26 protein-coding genes are annotated in these 21,564 nt (G+C 67.0%); 15 read left to right on the top strand and 11 right to left on the bottom strand.

Features of this window, described 5'->3' with window-relative positions; all coding sequences use genetic code 11:
* Position 1: 1 nt before the first annotated feature.
* Genes WJU27_RS06175 through WJU27_RS06155 form a run of 5 tightly spaced genes read right to left on the bottom strand, consistent with a single transcriptional unit; the run spans position 2 to position 4,035 of the window.
* Positions 2–541 carry an adenine phosphoribosyltransferase gene (locus tag WJU27_RS06175; RefSeq protein ID WP_341421457.1) on the bottom strand — a complete coding sequence of 180 codons (540 nt, stop codon included), beginning with the start codon at positions 539–541 and terminating at the stop codon, positions 2–4.
* Complete coding sequence (locus WJU27_RS06170; protein ID WP_341421456.1) at positions 538–1,629, bottom strand: aminopeptidase; 1,092 nt, start codon at positions 1,627–1,629, stop codon at positions 538–540. The genes WJU27_RS06175 and WJU27_RS06170 overlap by 4 nt, the downstream gene beginning before the upstream one ends.
* Positions 1,604–3,406 carry an aminodeoxychorismate synthase component I gene (gene pabB / locus WJU27_RS06165; RefSeq protein WP_341421455.1) on the bottom strand — a complete coding sequence of 601 codons (1,803 nt, stop codon included), beginning with the start codon at positions 3,404–3,406 and terminating at the stop codon, positions 1,604–1,606. Before pabB ends, WJU27_RS06170 begins: the two co-directional genes overlap by 26 nt.
* Positions 3,407–3,446: 40 nt before the next feature.
* Positions 3,447–3,758: a DUF3301 domain-containing protein gene (locus tag WJU27_RS06160; protein ID WP_341421454.1), complete on the bottom strand. Its 312-nt coding sequence runs from the start codon at positions 3,756–3,758 to the stop codon at positions 3,447–3,449.
* Position 3,759: 1 nt separating this feature from the next.
* Positions 3,760–4,035, bottom strand: a complete 276-nt coding sequence (locus WJU27_RS06155) for a hypothetical protein (RefSeq protein ID WP_341421453.1) — start codon at positions 4,033–4,035, stop codon at positions 3,760–3,762.
* Between the two features lie 333 nt (positions 4,036–4,368).
* On the opposite strand from WJU27_RS06155, the gene WJU27_RS06150 reads away from it, so the two are divergent.
* The 8 genes from WJU27_RS06150 to WJU27_RS06115 all read left to right on the top strand — a co-directional run bounded on the left by WJU27_RS06150 (position 4,369) and on the right by WJU27_RS06115 (position 10,781).
* Positions 4,369–5,313 carry an EpsD family peptidyl-prolyl cis-trans isomerase gene (locus WJU27_RS06150; protein ID WP_341421452.1) on the top strand — a complete coding sequence of 315 codons (945 nt, stop codon included), beginning with the start codon at positions 4,369–4,371 and terminating at the stop codon, positions 5,311–5,313.
* A 73-nt stretch (positions 5,314–5,386) separates the two neighbouring features.
* Positions 5,387–6,190 carry a polysaccharide export protein EpsE gene (gene epsE / locus WJU27_RS06145; protein ID WP_020164469.1) on the top strand — a complete coding sequence of 268 codons (804 nt, stop codon included), beginning with the start codon at positions 5,387–5,389 and terminating at the stop codon, positions 6,188–6,190.
* Positions 6,191–6,202: 12 nt separating this feature from the next.
* Entirely contained in the window at positions 6,203–7,591 is a 1,389-nt protein-coding gene (gene epsF, locus WJU27_RS06140; protein ID WP_020164470.1) for a chain length determinant protein EpsF, read from the top strand.
* Between the two features lie 11 nt (positions 7,592–7,602).
* Complete coding sequence (gene epsG / locus WJU27_RS06135; RefSeq protein WP_019918454.1) at positions 7,603–8,466, top strand: chain length determinant protein tyrosine kinase EpsG; 864 nt, start codon at positions 7,603–7,605, stop codon at positions 8,464–8,466.
* Positions 8,467–8,530: 64 nt separating this feature from the next.
* Positions 8,531–9,394: an exosortase B gene (gene xrtB, locus WJU27_RS06130; protein ID WP_020164471.1), complete on the top strand. Its 864-nt coding sequence runs from the start codon at positions 8,531–8,533 to the stop codon at positions 9,392–9,394.
* Positions 9,395–9,403: 9 nt separating this feature from the next.
* Positions 9,404–9,877: a tRNA adenosine(34) deaminase TadA gene (gene tadA, locus WJU27_RS06125; protein WP_020164472.1), complete on the top strand. Its 474-nt coding sequence runs from the start codon at positions 9,404–9,406 to the stop codon at positions 9,875–9,877.
* The gene (locus WJU27_RS06120) at positions 9,877–10,356 is read left to right on the top strand and encodes a L,D-transpeptidase (protein ID WP_341421451.1); all 480 of its coding nucleotides are present in this window, start codon (positions 9,877–9,879) and stop codon (positions 10,354–10,356) included. The genes tadA and WJU27_RS06120 overlap by 1 nt, the downstream gene beginning before the upstream one ends.
* 2 nt (positions 10,357–10,358) lie before the next feature.
* The gene (locus WJU27_RS06115; protein ID WP_341421450.1) at positions 10,359–10,781 is read left to right on the top strand and encodes a GNAT family N-acetyltransferase; all 423 of its coding nucleotides are present in this window, start codon (positions 10,359–10,361) and stop codon (positions 10,779–10,781) included.
* On the opposite strand, the gene WJU27_RS06110 is transcribed toward WJU27_RS06115, so the two are convergent.
* From WJU27_RS06110 to ygfZ, 5 genes are all read right to left on the bottom strand, one after another.
* A complete protein-coding gene (locus tag WJU27_RS06110) occupies positions 10,748–11,155 on the bottom strand; it encodes a response regulator (RefSeq protein ID WP_341421449.1) in 408 nt (135 codons plus the stop codon). The two genes, WJU27_RS06115 and WJU27_RS06110, sit on opposite strands and share 34 nt — an antisense overlap.
* A 141-nt stretch (positions 11,156–11,296) precedes the next feature.
* Positions 11,297–13,039: a sensor histidine kinase gene (locus WJU27_RS06105; RefSeq protein ID WP_341421448.1), complete on the bottom strand. Its 1,743-nt coding sequence runs from the start codon at positions 13,037–13,039 to the stop codon at positions 11,297–11,299.
* 150 nt (positions 13,040–13,189) lie between these two features.
* Positions 13,190–13,963, bottom strand: coding sequence for an NRDE family protein (locus WJU27_RS06100; RefSeq protein WP_341421447.1), 774 nt, complete (start codon positions 13,961–13,963; stop codon positions 13,190–13,192).
* Positions 13,964–13,981: 18 nt separating this feature from the next.
* Positions 13,982–14,272 carry a DUF4936 family protein gene (locus WJU27_RS06095; protein ID WP_296811170.1) on the bottom strand — a complete coding sequence of 97 codons (291 nt, stop codon included), beginning with the start codon at positions 14,270–14,272 and terminating at the stop codon, positions 13,982–13,984.
* On the bottom strand, positions 14,269–15,291 hold the full coding sequence (ygfZ, locus tag WJU27_RS06090; protein ID WP_341421446.1) for a CAF17-like 4Fe-4S cluster assembly/insertion protein YgfZ: 1,023 nt from the start codon (positions 15,289–15,291) through the stop codon (positions 14,269–14,271). Before ygfZ ends, WJU27_RS06095 begins: the two co-directional genes overlap by 4 nt.
* 90 nt (positions 15,292–15,381) lie before the next feature.
* On the opposite strand from ygfZ, the gene mltG reads away from it, so the two are divergent.
* From mltG to queF, 7 genes are read left to right on the top strand one after another with little or no spacing between them, the layout of a single operon-like run.
* Complete coding sequence (mltG, locus tag WJU27_RS06085) at positions 15,382–16,395, top strand: endolytic transglycosylase MltG (protein WP_341421445.1); 1,014 nt, start codon at positions 15,382–15,384, stop codon at positions 16,393–16,395.
* Positions 16,396–16,434: 39 nt separating this feature from the next.
* Positions 16,435–17,052 carry a dTMP kinase gene (gene tmk / locus WJU27_RS06080; protein ID WP_341421444.1) on the top strand — a complete coding sequence of 206 codons (618 nt, stop codon included), beginning with the start codon at positions 16,435–16,437 and terminating at the stop codon, positions 17,050–17,052.
* Positions 17,053–18,108 carry a DNA polymerase III subunit delta' gene (gene holB, locus WJU27_RS06075; RefSeq protein WP_304009128.1) on the top strand — a complete coding sequence of 352 codons (1,056 nt, stop codon included), beginning with the start codon at positions 17,053–17,055 and terminating at the stop codon, positions 18,106–18,108.
* A gap of 22 nt (positions 18,109–18,130) precedes the next feature.
* Entirely contained in the window at positions 18,131–18,496 is a 366-nt protein-coding gene (locus WJU27_RS06070; RefSeq protein ID WP_020164483.1) for a PilZ domain-containing protein, read from the top strand.
* Positions 18,497–18,523: 27 nt separating this feature from the next.
* Positions 18,524–19,321, top strand: a complete 798-nt coding sequence (locus tag WJU27_RS06065; protein WP_341421443.1) for a TatD family hydrolase — start codon at positions 18,524–18,526, stop codon at positions 19,319–19,321.
* A complete protein-coding gene (locus WJU27_RS06060) occupies positions 19,318–19,956 on the top strand; it encodes an ankyrin repeat domain-containing protein (RefSeq protein ID WP_341421442.1) in 639 nt (212 codons plus the stop codon). The genes WJU27_RS06065 and WJU27_RS06060 overlap by 4 nt, the downstream gene beginning before the upstream one ends.
* On the top strand, positions 19,956–20,780 hold the full coding sequence (gene queF, locus WJU27_RS06055; RefSeq protein WP_296811190.1) for an NADPH-dependent 7-cyano-7-deazaguanine reductase QueF: 825 nt from the start codon (positions 19,956–19,958) through the stop codon (positions 20,778–20,780). Before WJU27_RS06060 ends, queF begins: the two co-directional genes overlap by 1 nt.
* Here queF and WJU27_RS06050 read toward each other — a convergent pair.
* On the bottom strand, positions 20,770–21,474 hold the full coding sequence (locus WJU27_RS06050) for a uracil-DNA glycosylase (RefSeq protein ID WP_304001278.1): 705 nt from the start codon (positions 21,472–21,474) through the stop codon (positions 20,770–20,772). The two genes, queF and WJU27_RS06050, sit on opposite strands and share 11 nt — an antisense overlap.
* Positions 21,475–21,564: the final 90 nt, after the last annotated feature.

Here is a 21,564-nt window from a genome sequence, read left to right as displayed (position 1 = left end):
GTCAGTACCGCAACAGCGCGTGGCTGCCCCAGCCGCGCGCGGCGAGCAAGGCCGAGCCGCCGAGTGCCGGCAGGTCGATCAGGAAGCGGAAGCCGATGAGCTGCCCACCGGCGCGTTCGACCAGTTCGCCGCAGGCCACGGCGGTGCCGCCAGTGGCGATCAGGTCGTCCAGCACCAGCACCCGTGAGCCGCTGGCGAAAGCGCCGACGTGCATTTCCAGCCGGTCGCTGCCGTATTCGAGCGCGTAGTCGACGCCCAGTGTCGGGCCCGGCAGCTTGCCGGGCTTGCGTACCGGAACCACGCCGGCGCCCAGTCGCTGCGCCAGCGCGCCCGCGAGCAGGAAGCCGCGTGCCTCGATGGCGGCAACAATGTCGACGCTGGCAGGCTCGATGCTGCGTTCGAGTGCGTCCAGTGCCTGCGTCAGGCCGCGCGCGTCGGCCAGCAGCGGCGTGATGTCGCGGAACTTTATGCCCGGCTCGGGAAAATCGGGGATGGTGCGAATCAGCGAGCGCAGCGGAGCGAGGTCGGACGGATGTGTCATGGCGTTTCCTGGAAGGCGGGCAGGCCGAGCCGGGCGCGTCGTTCGTTGCGCGGCAGTGCGGCCAGCTCGCGCATGGTTGCCCATACGGCGGGCATGTCGGGTGAGGCGGCAATCAGTCGCGTGAAGGCCGGTCTGGCTGCAGTGTAGAGGCCGATCGACGCCAGCGTCGCGTTGTTGATGTCCTGTGCGAACCAGCGATCGTAGCCGCGGAAGCCGGCCCAGCGCGTGTCGCGCAGAGCACGATAATCCGCGCCCAGCTCTTCGAGCAGGCGCGCCTTGCCGGCGTGTTTTTCGGAATCCGCCAGATCGCTGCGGTAGAGCGCATCCAGTGCGTCGCGATAGCGGATCACCAGCGCGGCGAAATCGCTGCGCAGCAGCTGCGCCCGTTCGAACCCTTCGCGCAGCCCTTCCTTGCCGGAACGCGCCAGCCAGCGGCGCACGCCTTCCTCTTCCACCGCGCTGGCGAAGGATTCGTTGAACTCGGTGTCGTCGCGTACGTAGACGATCTGGTGCGCCAGTTCATGCACGATGAGACGCACCAGCTCGGTCTCCGGGTAGTGGATGAAGGTGTTCAGCAGCGGATCGTCGAACCAGCCCAGCGTCGAGTAGGCCGGCACACCGCTCACATGCACATCCAGCCCCTCGCGCGCCAGTGCGTCGGCGTGACGGCGCGCATCGGCTTCGGCGAAGAAGCCGCGATAGCTGACGCAGCCGGCGATGGGGAAGCAGGACTGGCGTGGCTTGACCGACAGGGGCTCGGTGGCGAACACGTTCCAGACGACGAAAGGGCGCCCGAGGTCGGCGTAACGACGGTAGCTGCCGTTGTTGGGCAGGGCCATCTCGCGGCTGGCCCAGTCGCGAATCTCTGCTGCCAATGCGAGCTTGTCGCGCAGCGCCTGTGTGCTTGCCCCGTCGGCATCCACCTCGGCCAGTGGCCGCGCCAGCCGCCATAGCTCGAACTGGCCGTGTGCCGCCTGCAAGTAGTAGCGTGGCGAGAAGCTGCCGTTGCAGCCGCCGAGCAGCAGCGCCAGACCGACGACGAGGCAACGGTGCCGGAGCCGCTCAGCCCGCGTCGCGGTGTCCGGCATAGGGGTCGGCGTAGGCGGGAACGACGGCGGGGGCCGTGTCCAGCGGCGCGTTGTCGATGGTGACCGGTATCCAGCCGCGTACGCTGTTGATGAACCAGACGGCTTGGGCGCGGCCGAGGTCCTCACAGGTGAGCACGCGTTCCATCAGTTCGCCGCGCTCCACCAGTTCGCGCCTGAGCGTGCCATCTAGCAGGCCGCTGGATACCGGCGGCGTGTAACGGCTGCCATCGATGTCCAGCACCAGATTGCCGCGCGTGAATTCGGTCAGTTCGCCGGCGTCGTTCCACAGCAGCACGTCGAAGGCGCTACCGGCGACCTGCGACAGGTGGGCGTCGTAAATGCCCCGGCGTGTGGTCTTGTGGTAGAGCAGCGGCTCGGCGCGGGACACCGGTGCCGACGCCAGCCTGACCTTGCGCGGGCTGTTGTCGGGCTCGCCGGCAGCGGCGCTCTCGATGCGCAAGCCACCGTCCGCGGCGCACAGCAGGCGCACGCGCAGTCGGCCCTGCGGGTGTGCTGCCGCATGCGCGGCAAGTACCGACGCCGGATCCTGCGGGGAGGCAAAGCGGAAATGGCGTGCCGACGCGGCGAGCCGTGCGAGGTGGCGGTCGAGCAGTTCGTAGCGGCCATCGACCAGCAACAGCGTCTCGAACAGTTCGAAGCCATTGCTGGCGCGTGTCAGGAAGCGGCTCTTGGTCTGCACTTCGGCGTACTCGTCGGCGGCGACCGAATCCCAGGTGATGCCGCCACCCAGACCGCATTCCATTCGCTCGTTCGCCACGTCTAGCGTGACCGTGCGGATGGCGACGTTGAAGCGCGCAGCGCCGCCCGGCGCCACATGGCCGATCGCGCCACAGTAGACCGCGCGCGGCGATTTCTCGAGCTCGGCGATGATGTCCATCGACTTCAGCTTGGGTGCCCCGGTGATCGAGCCGCAGGGGAAGAGCGCCGCGAACACGTCGTCGAGCGTCACCTCGGGGCGCGTCCGTGCGGTGATGGTCGAGGTCATCTGCAGCACGGTCGGGTAGTTCTCGATCGAGAACAGGTGCGGCACCTGCACGCCGCCAGGCATCGAAAGCCGCGACAGGTCGTTGCGCAGCAGATCGACAATCATCAGGTTCTCGGCGCGGTTCTTTTCCGAATCGCGCAGCCAGCGCGCCAGTTCGGCGTCCTCTTCCGGCAGCTGACCGCGCCGTGCCGTGCCCTTCATTGGCCGTGTCGTCAGCACGCCGTCCTGCCACGAGAAGAACAGTTCCGGCGAGGCCGACAGGATGCGGTGGGTGTCGATGTCCGCATAGGCGCAGAACTCGGCCTGCTGCGCCTGCCGCAATTGCTCGTAGTAGGACTGCGCGTCGCCGGAAAAGCGCGCGTGGGCGCGCACCGTGTAGTTTATCTGGTAGGCGTCGCCGCGGCGGATGGCGGCATGGATCGCGTCGATCGCATGCCCATATTCGTCGCGCCCGGTGTCCAGCTCCCACGCCGGCACTTCGAACGGGGCCGGTGCGTCGGGGCCGCAATCGACCGGCGCGTGGTGCAGGCCGAACCACACCAGCGGCACGCTGCATCCGCTGCGCACGCGCGCCGCACGATCGAAGGCGGGCGCCGCCTCATAGGCAACGTAGCCGACCGCATGCAGCCCGCCCTGCGTGGCTTCGGCCACGCGACGCAGGGCAGGGCGGACGGCGTCCACGCTGTCGGCGCGAACCACTTCCAGCGGTTCTCCGAACACGAGGCGGCGTGGCAGTCTGTCCGGGGTCGAGAAGTCGAGTATGAATTTCATGGTTTTACCGGCCGCGGGCCGGTGCAGGCTTGAGCAGTGTTCAGACGACGTGCGGCGCGATGTAGAGCGCGATCACGCGTCGGCCGAGCAGCGTGACAGAGCCGTGGCGGCGGTTGTTCCCGGTGTCGCTGTATTCGAAGGCGTAGGTCCGCTTGATGCGCATCTGTCCCTCCTCGTCGCGGGCGAGCGAGGTCGAGCGGATGGCTACGGTATCATCGAGCAGCTGGGTGCCTTCCGCATTGCAGGCGGCACGGCTGGCTTCCATGCCCGCTTCGCGCGCATTCAGGCTGTCGAGCCAGAACCAGATCAGGGCGCCGATCAGCAGCAGCGACACGAGTTCGAAGGTCGGCATGTCAGTGCTCCGGTTGCGCCATCGGCTGGCGTGCGACGTAACGCGCCAGCTTGCCGTCGATGCGCTCGGCCAGCTGGGTCGCCAGCTCCGCCGGGCTGCGCTCGGGATACAGGCGGGACAGCACCAGCAGCAGACAGAGCAACACGTCGGCGGCTTCGTCGATCGACGCGTCGGCGGGCAGCGTCTTGTGCGGTTTGTAGCCGCGCTGGACCAGCACCGCCTCGGCCAGTTCGCCGGATTCTTCGGTCAGCTTGCACAGCAGCATCAGCGGATCCATCCGCTCGTGGGTAGCGAAAACGGACAAGGCCTGGACAAAGGCGTCGGGAGAGAAAGACATATGTAAGACGATATGAACCGGGAAGCGTGCCCGATTCTATCGTGTGCAAGAGGGTTGATCGGGGGTAGGTCGGCGCGGCCTGCTTTGTCGGCCGCTGGCCGCGGAGCAAGACGTGGCAAGCTGCCATCGCCGCGTGGCAGGCATGCTGCATTACGGAAACATTTCACGCAACGGCGCTGTAACACGCGCCCGATACTGTTCAGCCTTGGTCAGTTGGGCTATCTTGGCCGACGGCCACATGTCACAAATCAGCAATAATCATTCGGGGAAAACATGCCACATCACGCACGCCGTTCCATCGCCTTGACCGTCATCGCTGCAGCCATCCTGACTGCCTGCGGCGGCGAGGGCGGCGAAAAGAAGACGGCGACCCAGGTTGCCGCAAAGGTTAACGGCGGTGAAGTTTCGGTGCATCAGATCAATCAGGTCATGCAGCGTACCAATGTGGCGAATCCAGAGCAGGCCAAGGCGGCCAGCCGCCAGGTTCTCGAGCGCCTGATCGACCAGGAGCTGCTGGTGCAGCAGGCGGTCGACAAGAAGCTGGACCGCGATCCGAAGACCCTGCAGGCGATCGAGGCTGCGCGTCGCGAAGTGCTTGCCCGTGCCTACCTCGAGCAGGTGTCCAGCGCTGCGGTCAAGCCGACCGACAGCGAAATCAAGGATTACTACAGCCAGCACCCGGAGCTGTTCTCCGAGCGCCGCATCTTCAATCTGCGCGAACTGGCCATCGCCGCCGGCCCCGACTTCACGCCCAAGCTCGAACAGTTCATGTCGCAGCCGCGCAATCTGCAGCAGATTGCCGAGTGGCTGCGCAGCGAGAACGTGCGCTTCACCGCCAACGCAGTGACCAAGCCGGCGGAGCAGCTGCCGCTCGAGATGGTGAAGCGGGTGCACCAGATCAAGGACGGCCAGATCGGCGTGCTTGGCACCCCGAACGGCATTCTGGTGATCGAGGTGGCTGCTTCGCGCAGCGTGCCGGTCGACGAGAACGCCGCACGCCCGGTGATCGAGCAGTTCCTGCTGAACCAGCGCAAGGGTGAGCTGGCACAGTCGGAAGTGAAAAAGCTGCGTGAGAGCGGCAAGATCGAGTACATGGGCGAATTCACCGCGCCTGCGCCGGCTGCGGCAGCACCGGCCGCTGCATCCGCCGCACCGGCTGCTGCGCCTGCCGCCGCTACCGAATCGGCGGTGGACAAGGGACTTTCGGGGCTCAAGTAAGCCTCTCTCGGGACGGCGCCGCGCCGACGCACGGCACCGTCCTTTCGGACTGATCAACTGGAAACCCCTCGATATGACGAAGTTCGTACGTCTGCTGCTAGGCCTTTGTTTCGGGATGCTGCTGCTGCCGGCCGCCAGTGCCGCCGATGCACGTGAGTATGTGCTCGGTTCGGGCGACATCATCCGCGTCACCGTGTTCCAGAACCCGGACCTGACTGTCGAGACGCGGGTGACCGAGAACGGCAGCATCACCTATCCGCTGATCGGCGGCGTGACGGTCGGCGGCCTGACGCTGCCGGCGACCGAGAAACTGATCGCCGACAAGCTGCGCGACGGCGGTTTCGTGCTGAAGCCGCAGGTGAACGTGCTGTTGCTGCAGATCCGCGGCAATCAGGTTTCGGTGCTGGGCATGGTGAATCGCCCGGGCCGTTATCCGATCGAGATCGCCAACACCCGTGTCACCGACATGCTGGCCACTGCCGGTGGTGCGTCGGTCAGCGGCGCCGACATCGTGACGCTGGTCGGCACGCGCAACGACAAGCCCTTCCGCGCGGAGATTGACATTCCGGCCCTGTTCCAGCCGGAAGGCATCAATGCGGACATCCCTGTCATGGGGGGCGACATCCTCTACATCCACCGCGCGCCGGTGTTCTACATCTACGGTGAAGTGAATCGTCCGGGCTCCTACCGCCTCGAGCGCGGCATGACCGTGATGCAGGCACTGGCCCAGGGTGGTGGCATCACGCTGCGCGGCACCGACAAGCGCCTCAAGCTGCATCGCCGCAATGCGGCCGGTGTGGTGGAGGCGATCGAGCCCGACATGTCGATGACGCTGCAGAGCGACGATGTCGTCTACGTGCGCGAAAGCCTTTTCTGATCGGATGATTCCATGACGTTTCAGCAATTCCTGCTCATTCTGCGTGCGCGCTGGCTGGTCGGCCTGGCCGTGCTTCTGGTCGTCGTCGCCACCACGGTGGTGGTCAGTCTGGTGCTGCCCAAGCAATACACTTCAGCCACCTCGGTGCTGATCGACGTGAAGTCGCCCGATCCCATCCTTGGCGTCACGCTGCCGGCGCTGGTGACGCCAGGCTACATGGCGACCCAGGTGGATATCGTCACCTCGGACCGCGTCGCCCAGCGCGTAGTGCGCATGCTGGGTTTCGAGAAGAGTGCGCAGGCGGTCGAACAGTGGCGCGAAGCGACCGACGGACAGGGCTCGATGGACGCCTACTTCGCCGATCTGTTGAAGAAGAAGCTCGACGTCAAGCCGTCGCGCGACTCTAACGTGCTGTCGATCGCATTCAGTGGCCAGGATCCGGCGTTTTCCGCGGCTGTCGCGAACGCCTTCGCACAGGCATACATCGACACCAACCTCGAACTGAAGATCGAACCGGCCAAGCAGTACGCGAACTGGTTCGCCGGTCAGTCCAAGGCGCTGCGCGAAAACCTCGAACAGGCACAGAGCAAGCTGTCGGCCTTCCAGCAGGAAACCGGCATCGTCAACACCGACGAGCGTCTCGACATCGAGAGCGCGCGCCTGGCCGAGCTCTCCAGCCAGTACACCGCGATCCAGGCGCAGCGCAGCGACAGCTCGTCGCGCCAGGCGCAGGTCAGCCAGTCGCAGATCGAAACGCTGCCTGAAGTGCAGCAGAACTCGCTCATCATCGGTCTGAAGTCGGAACTGGCGCGCGGCGAGTCGAGGCTGAATGAAATGAGCCAGCGCTTCGGTCGCAACCACCCGGAGTACCAGCGCGCCCAGGGCGAAGTCGATACCCTGCGCAGCAAGCTCGATGCCGAAATGAAGAAGGTGGCCAGCACGCTCAGCACCAGCAACCGCGTGAACGTGCAGCGCGAGGCCGAAGTGCGGGCAGCACTGGCGGCGCAGAAGAACCGCGTGCTCGAATTGAAGAAGCAGCGCGACGACCTGGCCGTCCTGCAGCGCGAGGTCGAGAGCGCACAGCGTGCCTACGACGCCGTGGCCCAGCGTTTCACCCAGACCAGCCTCGAAAGCCAGACCACGCAGACCAATATCGTCGTGCTGACGCCGGCGATCGCACCGGTCGAGCACTCCAGCCCCAACCTGCTGCTGAACACGCTGGTCGCCATCTTCCTCGGCGTGCTGCTGGCGGTCGGTACCGTATTGCTGCTCGAACTGCTGGATCAGCGCGTGCGCGGTGACGACGATCTGCAGCAACTGCTCGGTGTGCCGGTGCTCGGCCTGATCTCGACCGTCAAGTTCAACAAGGGCGCCAAACGCGCCCGTGCGGCCACCGCCTGAAGGACATCACCATGAACGCACCCACTTCCATTGATACAGGGTCCGGGCGGGCCATCGGCGCCATCCTGATCGACGCTGGCCGCTTGAGCCCGGACGGCGCCGAACGCATCCTGCGTGCGCAGCGCGAGCGCGGCCTGCGCTTCGGCGACGCGGCGATCTCGCTCGGCCTGCTGAAGGAATCCGACATCCAGTTCGCGCTGTCGCGCCAGTTTGACTACCCCTTCCTGCAGGCCGGCGAAAGCGCGGTCAGCGACGAGGTGATCGCGGCCTATCGCCCCTTCACCCACCAGGTGGAAGAACTGCGCGCACTGCGCAGTCAGCTCATGCTGCGCTGGTTCGATGCCGAAGCCGAGCGCAAGACGCTGGCCATCGTCAGTCCGGAGCGTGGCGAGGGCCGCAGCTTCATCGCCGCCAATCTGGCCGTCGTGTTTTCGCAGTTGGGCGAGCGTACGCTGCTGATCGACGCCGACATGCGCAATCCGCGGCAGCACACGCTGTTCTCGGTCAGCAACCGGGTCGGTCTGTCGGAGACGCTGGCCGGGCGCGGTGGTCCTGACGCGGTGCAGCGCGTGCCGGCGCTGCTCGACCTGTGCGTGATGCCGGCCGGTGCAGTGCCGCCGAACCCGCAGGAACTGCTGTCGCGGCCCGTGTTCAGCCAGTTGCTGGGGCAGCTGTCGAAGGACTTCGACGTCATCCTGATCGACACGCCCGCCGGAGCCGAGTACGCCGACGCGCAGACCATCGCCGTACGTGCGAGCGGTGCGCTGATGGTGGCGCGCAAGAACGTGAGCCGCGCCTCGCGCCTGCGTCGCCTGGCCGACGAACTGATCACCGCCAGCGCGACCGTCGTCGGCTCGGTGATGAACGAGCCCTGATCGGGCCGGTCAGAACGGAAACGATCATTCGGTGAGCGCCTCCAGCATGTCTTCTCCGCACTCCATGCGTCTCGGCGCCCACGCGCTGTCATTCGGCTGGGCGCCGTTCTGGATTGTGCTGGCCGGTATGGCCGCGATGTACGGCCCCAGCTTTCATGATCTGTTCAACGGCATCTGGAGCACCGACGAGAACGCGCACGGCCCCATCGTGCTCGCCGTTGCGTTGTGGCTGCTCTACACGAAGTGGAACGGCATAGCCGACGAAATCCAACCTGCGCCTGCGCCTGTGCTGGGCTGGCCGCTGGTGGTTGCATCGCTGCTGTTCTATATCCTTGGCCGCTCGCAAGACATCCTGATCTTCGAGATCGGTTCCCTGATCCCGATGATCGCCGGTCTGATACTGGTGTTCTTCGGGCGGGCGACCCTGCTGCGTCTGTGGTTCCCGCTGTTCTTCATGCTGTTCATGATTCCGCTGCCCGGCATCCTGGTCGACGCGGTGACGCAGCCGATGAAGATGGGGGTGTCGTGGGCAGCCGAGCATCTGCTGTACGCGCTGGGCTATCCGATCGCACGCACTGGCGTCATCCTGGTTATCGGCCAGTACCAGTTGCTGGTGGCAGATGCCTGCGCCGGCCTGCACTCGCTGTTCACGCTTGAGGCGCTGGGCCTGCTCTACCTGAATCTGGTCCGTCACGACTCGTTTGCACGCAATGTGACGCTCGCCATCCTGATCGTGCCGATTTCCTTCTGCGCCAACGTGATTCGCGTCATCGTACTGACGCTGATTACCTACCATTTCGGTGACGAGGCGGGGCAGGGCTTCCTGCATGGCTTCGCCGGCATGGTGCTGTTCATCAGTGCGCTCATCCTCATCATCGGTGTCGATTCGATGCTGCGCTTCGGCGTGCGCAAGGCCGATGCGGCCTGAGGGCCGATCATGAGCAGCGACGCCGATCTGCTCTTCATGAACGAGGCGCTGGCGCTCGCGCGTGAGGCGGGATCGCTCGGCGAGGTACCGGTGGGCGCCGTCGTCGTCAGCAACGGCGAGATCGTCGGCCGCGGCTTCAATCGCCCCATCATGGCCAACGACCCGACCGCCCATGCCGAAGTGATGGCCTTGCGCGCGGCGGGCCAGGCACTGGCCAACTACCGCATGCCCGGCTGCACCCTGTACGTGACGCTGGAACCGTGCGCGATGTGCAGCGGTGCGATCCAGCATGCGCGCATCGCGCGCGTCGTGTTCGGCGCGCGCGACCCGAAGACCGGATGCTGCGGCAGCGTGACCGACCTGTTCGCCGAGCCCAGGCTCAATCACCATGCCGAAGTCGAGTCCGGCGTGCTGGCGGAGGAATGCGGTCGCCTGCTCAGCGACTTCTTCGCCGCCCGCCGCCGGCGCATCGAAACCGCCTGATGCATATCGACATCGACATCCGCTCGCAGTGGCTGCGCCTGTACGACGATGGCGGCGTGCTGATCCGTCGCTATCGGGTGTCGACGGCCAAGAACGGAGCCGGCGAGCAGCGCGGCAGCTTCCGCACGCCGCGCGGGCGGCACGTCATCCGCGCCCGCATCGGCGCCGGCGCGCCAGCGAACACGGTGTTCGTGCGCCGGCGTCCGACCGGCGAACTTTGGTCGCCGGAACTGGCGGCCGCACATCCCGGCCGCGACTGGATACTGACGCGCATCCTGTGGCTGTCTGGCTGCGAGCGGGGCCTGAACCGGCTGGGTGAGGTCGATACGATGCGTCGCTACATCTATCTGCATGGCAGCCCGGATACGGCGGAGATGGGCGTACCCGGTTCGATCGGCTGCGTGCGCATGCGCAATCGCGACATCATCGAACTGTTCGACCTGGTGCCGGCGGGCACCCCGGTCCACATCACGGATTGAGCGTGCCGAGCGTCGAACTGGGTGACTGGGCGTCGATGGCGCCGGCACTCGAGGCGATACGGCGCGAAGTGTTCATCGTCGAACAGCAGGTTCCGGAAGAGATGGAGTGGGACGCCGACGACGCCACCAGCGTGCATGCGCTGGCGCTGCTCGACGGTCACCCGGTCGGCTGCGGGCGCCTGTTGCCGGACGGCCACATCGGCCGCATGGCCGTGCGCGCGCCGCACCGCTCAAGAGGCATCGGTCGGGCACTGCTGCAGGCTTTGCTCGTCGAGGCGCAGCGGCGCGGCGTGCGTGAGGTGGTGCTGCACGCGCAGACGCACGCGCTGCGCTTCTACGAGCGGCAGGGTTTCGTTGCCGATGGGCCGGTATTCGACGAGGCCGGCATCGCTCACCGCCGGATGTCGAGGGCCTTGGTCAGCTGAGACAGGAAGTCGTCCCCCAGCGGCTTGACGATGAAGTCGGTCACGCGCGGGAAGGTGAAGGCGCGGTCGCGGTCGGCTTCCAGCGGTGACGAACTGAGCATGCAGACGCGGGCATCCGCCTGTTGCGCCGCGGGCAGCCGGTGGAACTGTTCGAGAAACTCGAAGCCATTCATGCGCGGCATGTTGATGTCGAGCAGGATGAGGTCGACCGCGTGTCCCGGGTGCGCCTGAAACCACTCCAATGCCTTTTCCGCCCACTCGAACACCAGCAGCTCAGTCGCCAGACCGGAGCGCTCGATCATCATGCCGTGAAAGAAATTGTCGGCGTCGTTGTCGTCGATCAGCATCACGGTGCGCAGCGCTGCAGTCGTCATCGTGCAAACCCCGGTTGATCGGCGCCGCGCATACAGTGTCGAGGCGCGCGCGCAGATGCGGCGACGGGCCGCGGGGTGGCGTCAGTTTCGATGGAAGGGGCTGTCATCGGCATGGCGAGCGTCCGATCAGGCATATGTGCATCACGCTATCTCCGTCCGCTGCATCGCGTGCGAGGTGATACCGATGCGGCAGCTCGCGGGCAATGCCAGCACGAAGCGGCTGCCAGCGCCGGGCTGCGACTCGACGAAGATGCGGCCGTGGTGCATGTCGGCGATGCGTCGGCTCAGCGCAAGTCCGAGGCCGGTGCCCTCGTACTCCGCCTGCGCGTGCAGCCGCTGGAAGGCCTCGAAGATGCGTTCCTGGAACTCCGGCGCGATGCCTATGCCCTTGTCGCGCACCGATACATGCAGTTCGTCGTCGACCACGGCGTAAGCGATATCGACTTCCGGCGGCTCACCGGGCGCGTGAAACTTCAGTGCGTTGTCGATCACGTTCTGCAGCAGCAGGCCCAGCAGGCTGCGGTCGCCGCGAATGACCGGCAGCGGTGTGACGCGTATCGTCGCGCCGCTGCGAGCGATCGCGGCGGCCAGCGACTGGCGCGTGTCCTCGACCAGTTCGGCCAGATTGACCGCGTCCATCCGCGCCTCGGTCGCATCGAGCCGGACGAAGGCGAGCAGGTCGTCCACCAGCGCCCGCAGCCGTTCGCCGCCGCGCACGATGAAGTCCACGTAGCGCTCGCGTCGCGTGGCATCCGCCTCGTTGGCGTCACGCCGGAGCAGCTTGGCGAAGTTCAGGATGGAGTTGATCGGTTCGCGCAGATCGTGCGAAGCGACATGCACGAACTGCTGCAGCGCGATATTGCTGCGTTCGAGTTCGGCGAGCGTGCGCTGCAGATGTTCCTCCGCCTGCAGCCGCGCCGTGATGTCCTCACCAACGCCGAGCAGGCCGGTGGTCACGCCCTGTTCGTCGTGCAGCCGCGTGGTGTGCCAGGACACGACGCGCAACTGACCGTCGGCCGTCAGCACGTGGCCGCGGAAGCGGCGTGCCGCGTCGCGTTCGCCACTGACCAGCTGAGCGAAGAAGGCGCGCGCATCGGCACGCTCGTTTTCCGGGAAGCACAGTTCGAACCAGTCGCGTCCAGGCAGGCTGCTGCCGGGGCGGCCAAGCACCTCGGCCGCCATCCGGTTGGCGCGCACGATACGGCCGTCGTTGTCCGCAACCACCATCATGTTGCCGGCGATGTCGAAGTACAGCTCGGCGCGGTCTCGCTCCGCCTTCAGTTCGATGGTGCGATGGGCGACCAGCGCCTTCATTTCAGCGTTGAAACGCTGCAACTGCCGTTCGAACAGGTTCTGCCGCTCGTGTGCAGCCTGCAGTTCGCTCACGTGCAGGCGCAGTTCGATCTGCGCGACCACCTGCCGTGCCAGCGCGGCCAGCGCTTCGCGCTGCGCGGCGCCGAGCTCGTGTGCCACGGTGTCGATGACGCACAGCGTGCCGATGCGCCGGCCATCGGCAACTTCGAGCGGCGCGCCGGCGTAGAAGCGGATGCCCGGCCCGCCGGTGACCAGCGGATTGTCGCGGAAGCGCGCGTCCATCGTCGCATCGGGCACCACCAGCACCTCGCGCTTCAGGATGGCGTGTGCGCAGAAGGCCTGTTCGCGCGGTGTTTCGGTGGCGTCGAGGCCGATGCGCGACTTGAACCATTGGCGGTCCTGGTCGACCAGGCTGACCAGCGCGATCGGGGTGCCGCAGAGCTGCGAGGCGATGCGCGCCAGATCGTCGAACGCCGGTTCGGGCGGCGTGTCGAGCAGCCGGCAGGCCTGCAGCGCCTGCAGGCGTTCGTGTTCGTCGGGCGGCAGTGGGGCTGCGATCGTGGAAGTCATGCTGCACGTGTCCGTAGCGGAGTGCTGCCAATCATCATTTCACCCGCCGCTGCTGCAGGGTTGGAGGGGGTGGAGGCGACGGCGGGCAGTGTCGGCCTGTTGTCGGCATTCTGCCTTCAAACTTGACTGACCGCCGGTGTCCGCGAGCGTTCAGCGATCGATCGCGATGCGGCGTCTGCCGTCCGCGCGTCCGCCCGGGCCGTAGCAGCGCTCCTCGACGTCGATACGGCTGCGGCACATTGTCAGCACGGTGCTCGACCGGGTGCCGTACTCCTCGCCGGCAATGAAGACCGGTGACAGGCGGCGCTCCCATTCAAGACCGACACCGGTGTCCGGCAGGTCGGCGTCAGGGGCCGGCGTGTCGTCACGCAGCGTGTCGAAAAGTGCTTCCTGACGCGCTTCGGCGTCCTCCTGCGCAAGTGCCCGCGCAAAGCCGTCGCGGGCGCGCAGCAGCTTGGGCCAGGGCGTGCCCGGAAGGTGGTTGGACAGCGCATGGATGCCGTCGTCGAGCACGCGCCACTGCGCTTCGTCACCGTGGCGGTGGCCGACCCACACCAGCGTGTCGCCGTCGCACAGCAGCAGATTGAAGCCGTTGTAGGCGCCTGCTTCGCTGCAGGTCTGGCGGGCGTACTCGTTGGCGGTCTGCCGGCCGGTCAGGAACCTGGCAACCAGTTCGCCGCGCGAGCGGGTATCTGCGCGCTGCGTCGACGGATCGCGGTAGTTGGTCAGGGCAGCGAAGCGGCCAGAGCGGCTCACGCCCATCCAGCTGCCGCCCGACTGCAGGTCGCGCCCGGCCAGCACCTGTGGCGCATCCGGCCAGAAGTCGAGCGCGGCCGTCGGACGACGGTGGAACTCGTCGCGATTGGCGGCCACGATCAGAGGGCAGTCCGGCTGCTGCTTCCAGCCGAGCACGATGAGACACATGGGCTGCGGCGGCGTCCGTCAGGCGGCGCGGAAGCGTTCGAGGTGACGCACGCTGTCCGGCGCCAGGAAGTCGTGCAGGCCGTGGCTCTGCACGTGGCAGCCCAGTTCGAGCTCGAACAGCCTTTGATTGTTCACGCCTTCATACACTTCCATCCAGGTCTGCGGATCGTCCAGCCGGCGGCGCACGCGGCCGGCGATGCCGGTGGCCGCCTGCAGCGAGGTCTGCATGGCGCTCAATGCGGCCAGCAGGGCCGCCTCCCGGGTGGTGTCGATGCGGTAGTAGATGTAGTAGTCGATGCGCACCGTCATTCGCCGAGCGCGTAGGGCAGGGCGGTGAAGCGCAGCACCGGCCCGTCCAGACCGCCAATGCGCACCTCGCCCGCTTCGGTGCTCGACATCTGGACCACGGCGAGCAGATCGCAGCCGCCGTCCGGCAGCGCGACCGCATCGACCACCACGCCGCAAGCCTGTCCGTTCGTGTCCACGCCGTGTACCGGCGTGCCGGCTGCCGGTGGCGGACAGTCCGCGCTCGCGCGGTACATGCGGCGCTTCAGCTTGCCGAGGTATTGCGTGCGGGCGACGATCTCCTGCCCGGGGTAGCAGCCCTTCTTGAAACTGACGCCGCCGGTCAGTTCGAAATTGACCATCTGCGGCACGAATTCTTCCTGCGTACCCGGCCATACGCTGACCAGACCGTCGCGGATGTCGAACCAGCGCCAGGTCGGTGTGCCGGCAGGTGTGGCGCGGCTGGACAGCACACTCCAGACCGCGTCGAGGCGGTCGGCCGGCAGCACGATCTCGAAGCGGTCGTTTGCCAGGCGCAGCACCCGCACGCCATCGGCCGCCGCCTGTGTCATCGGTGCCGCCGGAACCGGCAGATCGGCCGCCTGCAGTGCGGCTTCGGCGTCGCGGCCGGCCAGTCCGAGCGCGGGCATCGCGCCGGTCGCGTCGGTCAGCGTGGCCTTGGAGCGCAGGATGTACATCGACAGCTTCTTGCGCATCGGTTCGGCCAGCGCGCGCGGCAGCTGCAGCACCGTCGCGTCGCCGTCGCGCCACATCGTGAAGGTGGCGAGCAGACGCCCCTTGGCGGTGCAGAAACCGGCGCTGCGCACGCCGTCGGCCGGCAGGCCCTTGACGTCGTTGGTCATCAGGTTGTGCAGGAAGGTGGCGGCGTCCTCGCCGTCGGCGCGCAGCCGGGCGAGATGGGTCAGCGGCACCAGCACCGTGCCCTGCTGCGCGGCGCGCATTTCGGCGGCGGCGTCCTGCATGGCGGGGAACTGGCCGTCGTCGGCTGCAGTGCCGGAGGGGATGAGGTCGTCAAGCATCATGATGTTGCGAAATCCGTAGGCAGGAGAGATTGCCGAAAAGGTTAACATACGGGGCCGCGCGTGCTGCCTGCGCGTTCCCGCCTCTTTCGCATGACCCGTCTGCTTGTCCGTCTGTTCCTTCTTCTGGCTGTAGTCGCCGCGCTGATCGGTGCCGCACTGGTCTGGTACGCGCAGCGCCCGCTGCAGTGGAGCGGCGATGCCGTCGAATACACGCTGCGCCCGGGTACCGCGCTGCGCCAGGCGGCGCGCCAGATCGAGGCGGCGGGTGTTCCGGTCGATGGCCGCCTGCTCGGCCTGATCGGCCGCGTCGCGGTCGATGGCACCCGGCTGCAGGCCGGCAGCTACGCCTTCAACAGCGGCGTCACGCCGCTCGAACTGCTGGGCATGATGACGCGCGGCGATGTGAGCATGCGCGAGGTACGCTTCATCGAGGGCTGGACCCTGAAGCAGATCCGCACTGCGCTGGCCGCCAGTCCCGACCTGAAGCAGGACGCCGCCGCGCTGTCCGACGCCGAACTGTTGGCCCAGCTCGGCAGCGACGCCACTTTCGTCGAGGGCTGGTTCTTTCCGGACACCTATCTGTTTGCCGCCGGCGACAGTGACCTGTCGATACTGAAGCGCGCCCATCATGCGATGCGCGCGCAACTGGAACAGGCCTGGGCGGCGCGCGCGCCCGATCTGCCCTACGCCTCGCTGCAGGACGCGCTGATCATGGCGTCCATCGTCGAGAAGGAAACCGGCGCCGCGGCCGATCGCGACAAGGTGGCGTCGGTATTCGTGAACCGGCTGCGTGCCGGCATGCCGCTGCAGACCGACCCCACCGTGATCTACGGGCTGGGCGAGCGCTTCGACGGCAATCTGACGCGCGCGCACCTGCAGACCGACGGCCCCTACAACACCTATCTGCGGCGTGGCCTGCCGCCGACGCCGATTGCCGCGCCCGGGCGCGCATCGATCGAAGCGGCGTTGAATCCGGCGCCCACCCGTTACTATTACTTCGTCGCGCGCGGCGACGGCAGCAGCGTGTTCTCGAAGACGCTGGCCGAGCACAACAGCGCGGTCGATCGCTACCAGCGGCGGCCGGCGCGCGCTGCACGCAACTGAAGCCGGCTGTCACCCATCATTCCCATTCATCCGAACCCGATGCACAACACCCGCTTCATCACCTTCGAAGGCATGGACGGTGCAGGCAAGAGCACGCAGATCGCCCGCACCGCCGACTGGCTGCGCGCACGCGGTCATGCGGTGCTGCTTACCCGCGAACCGGGCGGTACCCCTTTGGGCGAGTCGCTGCGCGCGCTGCTGCTGCACCAGGCCATGCACCCGGATACCGAAGCCCTGCTGATGTTTGCCGCCCGCCGCGAACACCTTGCGCAGGTGATCGAACCCGCGCTGGCGCGCGGGGAGTGGGTGCTGTGCGACCGCTTCACCGACGCCAGCTTCGCCTACCAGGGCGGCGGTCGCGGACTGGACACGGCGCGGCTCGAAGCGCTCGAAACCTGGGTACAGCGCGGTCTGCAGCCCGGACTCACGCTGCTTTTCGATCTGCCCTGCGAGGTGGCGGCGCAAAGACTGGCGGCCAGCGGTGGCGACCCGGACCGCTTCGAGCGCGAACAGTCGGATTTCTTCAACCGGGTGCGTGCCGCCTACCTCGCGCGCGCCAAGGCCGACCCGCGACGCATGCAGGTGCTCGACGCTGCGCGGACCCCGGAAGAAGTTTCCATTCAACTTGAAGAAATTCTTTCAAGGTACTGTTCCTGAATGATTTACGACTGGTGCAAACCGCAGTGGTCGCAGTTGATGGCGCTGGCCGAACGGATGCCGCACGCGCTGCTGCTGGCCGGGCCGGCCGGCCTGGGCAAGCGCGAATTCGCCGAAGCGCTGGCGGCGCGCATGCTGTGCGAGCGGGCGCGCGGCGAACAGGCAGCCTGCGGCGAATGCGCGTCCTGCCGGCTGATCGCCACCGACAACCACCCGGACTGGCTGGTCGTGCGGCCGGAGGCGCTCGACGACGAGGCCGACGAGGGTGACGAGGCGGCGTCCGACGACGGTGACGGCAAGGCGAAATCGAAACTGATCCGCATTGCCCAGGTGCGGGCGGTGACCGATCGTCTGGGCGTTGGCTCGCACCAGGGCGGCTATCGCGTGGTGCTGCTGTATCCGGCCGAAGCGATGAACGTCGACGCCGCGAACGCTCTTCTCAAATCACTTGAAGAGCCGCCACCCAAGACATTGTTTTTACTTATAACAGACCATCCTCGAAAGCTGCTGCCGACGATACGCAGCCGCACCCGCGTGCTGTCCTTCCAGCAGCCGCCCATCGAACAGTCGCTGGCCTGGCTCGCAGCCCAGGGCGTGCGCGATGCCGGGGATGCCCTGGCGCTGTGCGCAGGCTCGCCACTGCATGCGCGCGACCTCGCCAGTTCGAAGGATGCTCAAATCCAGGCCCAGTTTGTCGATGATGTATCGAAGCACGCGCTGAGCGCGCCGCTGGAAGTCGCCGCGCGCTGGGACGGCTGGCTCAAGGGGCGCAAGAAGGGCGAACCGGGCCTGACCGATCTGCCGACGCTGGTCACCTGGCTGCAGCGCTGGCTGGCCGACCTCGTGCTGCTGGCGCAGGCCGGCGAGCCGCGGGTATTCGTCGGCCGACGCGCCCAGCTCGGGCAGCTGGCGGAACGCAGCGACGTGGGCACTGTCCTGCGTGGGTACAATGAATTGCTGAAGGTGCGGGCGCTGGCGCATCACCCGCTGAATGCGCGCCTGTTCCTCGAAGACATGCTCATCCGTTACGCCCGTCTGTTCCGGTCGCAACGCTGAGCGCACGAAAAGGGAGGCTGTCATGAGCGATCCGCATATCCAGTCGGGTAACCGGCGCAGCGTGCTGTCGCTGGCGGTGACGTCGAAATCGGTGCTCTATGCGGCCTACATGCCTTTCCTGAAGGGCGGCGGCATCTTCCTGCCGACCAACCGCGCCTACCGTCTGGGCGACGAAGTGTTCCTGCTGCTGCAGCTGATGGAAGATCCGGCAAAGCTGCCCATCCAGGGCACGGTGGCCTGGGTGACGCCGGCCGACGCGCAGGGCGGCAAGCAGCAGGGCATAGGCCTGCGCTTCGGCGAGGACGAAAGCAGCAAGTCGGCGCGGGCCAAGATCGAACAGGTGGTCGGCGGCTACCTCGGTTCGTCGCGACAGACCCATACGCTCTGATTCAGTATTGATCCACAACGGTTTTTCATGTTCATCGACTCACACTGCCACATCGATTTCCCCGACCTCGCCGCGCGCGAGGCCGAAGTGCTTGCCAATATGCAGGGGCAGCAGGTCAGCCACGCACTGTGCGTGTCGGTCAATATCGAACAGTGGCCGCGCGTCACCGGCATGGCCGAGCGACACGCCAACGTGTTCGCCTCGCTCGGCGTGCACCCCGATTACGAGGACGTGACCGAGCCGGACGTGGCGCAGCTGGTCGACATGTCCGCCCATCCGCGCGTGGTCGCCATCGGTGAAACCGGGCTCGACTACTTCCGCCTGACCGGCGACCTCGAATGGCAGCGCAAGCGCTTTCGCACGCACATCCGCGCCGCGCGCGAGTGCGGCAAGCCGCTCATCATCCACACCCGTTCGTCGGCCGAGGACACGCTGGCCATCATGCGCGAGGAACGCGCGCACGAGGTGGGCGGCGTCATGCACTGCTTCACCGAAACGCTCGAAGTGGCCGAAGCGGCGATCGACATGGGCTTCTGCATTTCCTTCTCTGGCATCGTCACCTTCAAGAACGCACAGCAGTTGCGCGACGTAGCCAAGGCCATCCCGCTGGCGTCGATGCTGATCGAGACCGATTCGCCCTATCTGGCGCCGGTGCCCTACCGCGGCAAGATGAATGAGCCCGCCTATGTGCCGCACGTCGCCGCCGAACTGGCGAAGGTGCGTGGCATGACGGTGGAGGAGGTCGGTCGCGTCACCACCGACAACTTCTTCCGCCTGTTCCACGACGCCGCGCGTCTGGCCGGCCGCGAGGAGGTGGCCGCATGAAGGCGCTGCGCATCGCACTGCTCGGTTTCGTTCTCGGTCTGGCCGGCGCCAGCGGCGTGTCGGCCGCCGCGTACGACGACCTGATCAATGCCGCCAACCTTGGCGACACCGGCAAGGTGGCCAGTTTCATCGACCGTGGCCTGGACGTGAATTCGGTCGATCCGCGTGGCGAGACGCTGCTCATCATCGCTGCGCGCAACGGCTACACCGACCTCGTCAAGGCGCTGCTGGCACGCCGCGCCAAGGTCGAGGCGGTCAACGCGGTCGGCGAAACCGCGCTGGCGGTGGCCGCTTTCAACGGCCACGTTGCCGTGGTCGACCAGCTGCTCGCGGCTGGCGCCAATCCGGTCAATACCCAGGGCTGGTCGGCGCTGCACTACGCGGCGATGCAGGGGCACACGGCGGTGCTGAAGGCGCTGATCGCGCACGGTGCGCCGGTCGACGCGCCGGCGCCCAACGGCGCCACCGCGCTGATGCTGGCGGCCAAGGCCAATATCGAATCGGTGAAGGTGCTGCTGGCCGCACGCGCCGACGCGCGCATCCGCGGCCGCGACGGCGAGACCGCACTCGACTGGGCGATGAAGGCCGGTAACACCGACGCGGCCGCGCTGATACGCGCGGCGATGGGGCAGTGATGACGCACCCGGCGAGCGGATCCGGCCTCGGCCACGCGACGGACTATCCGGACAGTTACGACGCCGGCCTGCTGTTCCCGATGCCGCGCGAGGCGTCGCGCGCGGCGCTGGGCATCGCTGCGCAGACGCTGCCCTTCGGCGGCGTCGATCGCTGGCACGCCTGGGAGATTTCCTGGCTCAACCCGCAGGGCAAGCCTGAAGTCGCGATCGGCCGCTTCGACATTCCGGCCGACAGCAGCCACATCGTCGAGTCGAAGTCGCTCAAGCTCTACCTGAACGGCTACAACAACGAACGCATGAGTTCGCTGGAAGCGGTGCGCGCGCTGATCGAGACCGATCTGTCGGCTGCCTGCCAGTCCGGCGTGACGGTGCAGATGTATGCGCCGGACGGCGTGCCGCCGGTGCAGACGCAGATGGTGGGCGAGTCGATCGACGGCCTGGACATCGTCTGCGACCGCTACCAGCCGGACGCCGCGCTGCTGTCCGCCAGCGGCGACACGGTCGAGGAAACGCTGCGCTCCGATCTGCTGAAGTCCAACTGCCCGGTCACGCTGCAGCCGGACTGGGCGTCGCTGCAACTGCGCTACCGCGGACCGAAGATCGACCGCGCCGGGCTGTTGCGCTACATCGTGTCCTTCCGCAATCACGCCGATTTCCACGAGCACTGCGTCGAACGCATCTACATGGACGTGATGGCGCGCTGCCAGCCCGAACTGCTGACCGTGTGCGCCTGCTACACGCGTCGCGGCGGGCTCGACATCAACCCCTGGCGCAGCAATTTCGAGTCGCCGCCCGACAGTTTCGTCAAGCTGATCAGGCAGTAAGCCGGGCGCGCAGGTCGGCTACCGCGGCGCGGAACTCCGGCGCGCCGCCGTAGCTCGGATGCCGCGCCGGCAGCGCGTCGATGCCCATGTCGGCCAGGCTGTGCTGGCAGATGCGGCCGATGGCCAGCCGCGGCACGCCGGGGAAGAGGGCGAGGAACTGTTCCAGCAGCGGGCGCAGCGCGCGCCGTTCGCTCACGCTCGGCGCACGGTTGGTCAGCGGCCGGCCGGCGTCGTGCGGGTGGTAGGCGACCGCGTTCCACAGCACGAAATCGGTCGGTGCCCAGCCATTGCCGGCCATCGCGGCCCAGACGATGCTGGCAGTCCGCTCCAGCATGCCGTCGGTGTTCTTCAGCTGCGGCAGCACGCGGCTGGTGCGCTGGAAGCCGCCGTCGAAATAGTCGCTGCCGCGGCCGGCGGCATGGGCGGCCAGCACGTCGCGCTCGCTGGTCATCGCCATGCCGGAGAACTTGGCGCCGCTGTAGCTCGGCGCTTCGGCGATCAGCAGCACGCGGGCGCGCCCGAGCCGGGCGGCCAGATAGCGCTGCAGGTGGTCGGCGCGGATGCGCGGTGCGTCCGGACCGGTGTCGTGCAGCGGGTCGTGATCGCCCCAGGGGTTGAACATCGTGGCGGGCTCGGGAATCAATGCACCGGCCGCGACGGCGGAAACAAAACTGTCGAGATCGTTTTTCGACATCGGGTGTCCATACGGGCTGAAACGCAAGGCGCGCATTGTGCCCGACCTGGCTGTCGTACCGGGAGCGGTCGACAGACGCCGGACAAGACA

Origin of the sequence: Methyloversatilis sp. NSM2 (assembly GCF_038066675.1) — a bacterium.
In the GTDB taxonomy this organism is placed as follows: Bacteria; Pseudomonadota; Gammaproteobacteria; order Burkholderiales; family Rhodocyclaceae; genus Methyloversatilis; species Methyloversatilis discipulorum_A.
Note: the sequence above shows the minus strand (reverse complement) of the source record. Positions and strands in the feature narration are given on the sequence as shown.

Bases quoted from the DNA above. Each gene is read 5' to 3' on its own strand.
- WJU27_RS06155 (WP_341421453.1), bottom strand. From the start codon at position 4,035: ATGGATCCGCTGATGCTGCTGTGCAAGCTGACCGAAGAATCCGGCGAA.
- WJU27_RS06095 (WP_296811170.1), bottom strand. From the start codon at position 14,272: ATGACGGTGCGCATCGACTACTACATCTACTACCGCATCGACACCACC.
- epsF (WP_020164470.1), top strand. From the start codon at position 6,203: ATGACGTTTCAGCAATTCCTGCTCATTCTGCGTGCGCGCTGGCTGGTC.
- WJU27_RS06160 (WP_341421454.1), bottom strand. From the start codon at position 3,758: ATGCCGACCTTCGAACTCGTGTCGCTGCTGCTGATCGGCGCCCTGATC.
- WJU27_RS06070 (WP_020164483.1), top strand. From the start codon at position 18,131: ATGAGCGATCCGCATATCCAGTCGGGTAACCGGCGCAGCGTGCTGTCG.
- tmk (WP_341421444.1), top strand. From the start codon at position 16,435: ATGCACAACACCCGCTTCATCACCTTCGAAGGCATGGACGGTGCAGGC.
- WJU27_RS06170 (WP_341421456.1), bottom strand. From the start codon at position 1,629: ATGCCGGACACCGCGACGCGGGCTGAGCGGCTCCGGCACCGTTGCCTC.
- WJU27_RS06100 (WP_341421447.1), bottom strand. From the start codon at position 13,963: ATGTGTCTCATCGTGCTCGGCTGGAAGCAGCAGCCGGACTGCCCTCTG.
- WJU27_RS06050 (WP_304001278.1), bottom strand. From the start codon at position 21,474: ATGTCGAAAAACGATCTCGACAGTTTTGTTTCCGCCGTCGCGGCCGGT.
- WJU27_RS06060 (WP_341421442.1), top strand. From the start codon at position 19,318: ATGAAGGCGCTGCGCATCGCACTGCTCGGTTTCGTTCTCGGTCTGGCC.
- WJU27_RS06110 (WP_341421449.1), bottom strand. From the start codon at position 11,155: ATGACGACTGCAGCGCTGCGCACCGTGATGCTGATCGACGACAACGAC.
- pabB (WP_341421455.1), bottom strand. From the start codon at position 3,406: ATGAAATTCATACTCGACTTCTCGACCCCGGACAGACTGCCACGCCGC.
- WJU27_RS06065 (WP_341421443.1), top strand. From the start codon at position 18,524: ATGTTCATCGACTCACACTGCCACATCGATTTCCCCGACCTCGCCGCG.
- ygfZ (WP_341421446.1), bottom strand. From the start codon at position 15,291: ATGATGCTTGACGACCTCATCCCCTCCGGCACTGCAGCCGACGACGGC.
- WJU27_RS06105 (WP_341421448.1), bottom strand. From the start codon at position 13,039: ATGACTTCCACGATCGCAGCCCCACTGCCGCCCGACGAACACGAACGC.
- queF (WP_296811190.1), top strand. From the start codon at position 19,956: ATGACGCACCCGGCGAGCGGATCCGGCCTCGGCCACGCGACGGACTAT.
- tadA (WP_020164472.1), top strand. From the start codon at position 9,404: ATGAGCAGCGACGCCGATCTGCTCTTCATGAACGAGGCGCTGGCGCTC.
- xrtB (WP_020164471.1), top strand. From the start codon at position 8,531: ATGCGTCTCGGCGCCCACGCGCTGTCATTCGGCTGGGCGCCGTTCTGG.
- WJU27_RS06150 (WP_341421452.1), top strand. From the start codon at position 4,369: ATGCCACATCACGCACGCCGTTCCATCGCCTTGACCGTCATCGCTGCA.
- epsG (WP_019918454.1), top strand. From the start codon at position 7,603: ATGAACGCACCCACTTCCATTGATACAGGGTCCGGGCGGGCCATCGGC.
- mltG (WP_341421445.1), top strand. From the start codon at position 15,382: ATGACCCGTCTGCTTGTCCGTCTGTTCCTTCTTCTGGCTGTAGTCGCC.
- WJU27_RS06120 (WP_341421451.1), top strand. From the start codon at position 9,877: ATGCATATCGACATCGACATCCGCTCGCAGTGGCTGCGCCTGTACGAC.
- holB (WP_304009128.1), top strand. From the start codon at position 17,053: ATGATTTACGACTGGTGCAAACCGCAGTGGTCGCAGTTGATGGCGCTG.
- WJU27_RS06175 (WP_341421457.1), bottom strand. From the start codon at position 541: ATGACACATCCGTCCGACCTCGCTCCGCTGCGCTCGCTGATTCGCACC.
- epsE (WP_020164469.1), top strand. From the start codon at position 5,387: ATGACGAAGTTCGTACGTCTGCTGCTAGGCCTTTGTTTCGGGATGCTG.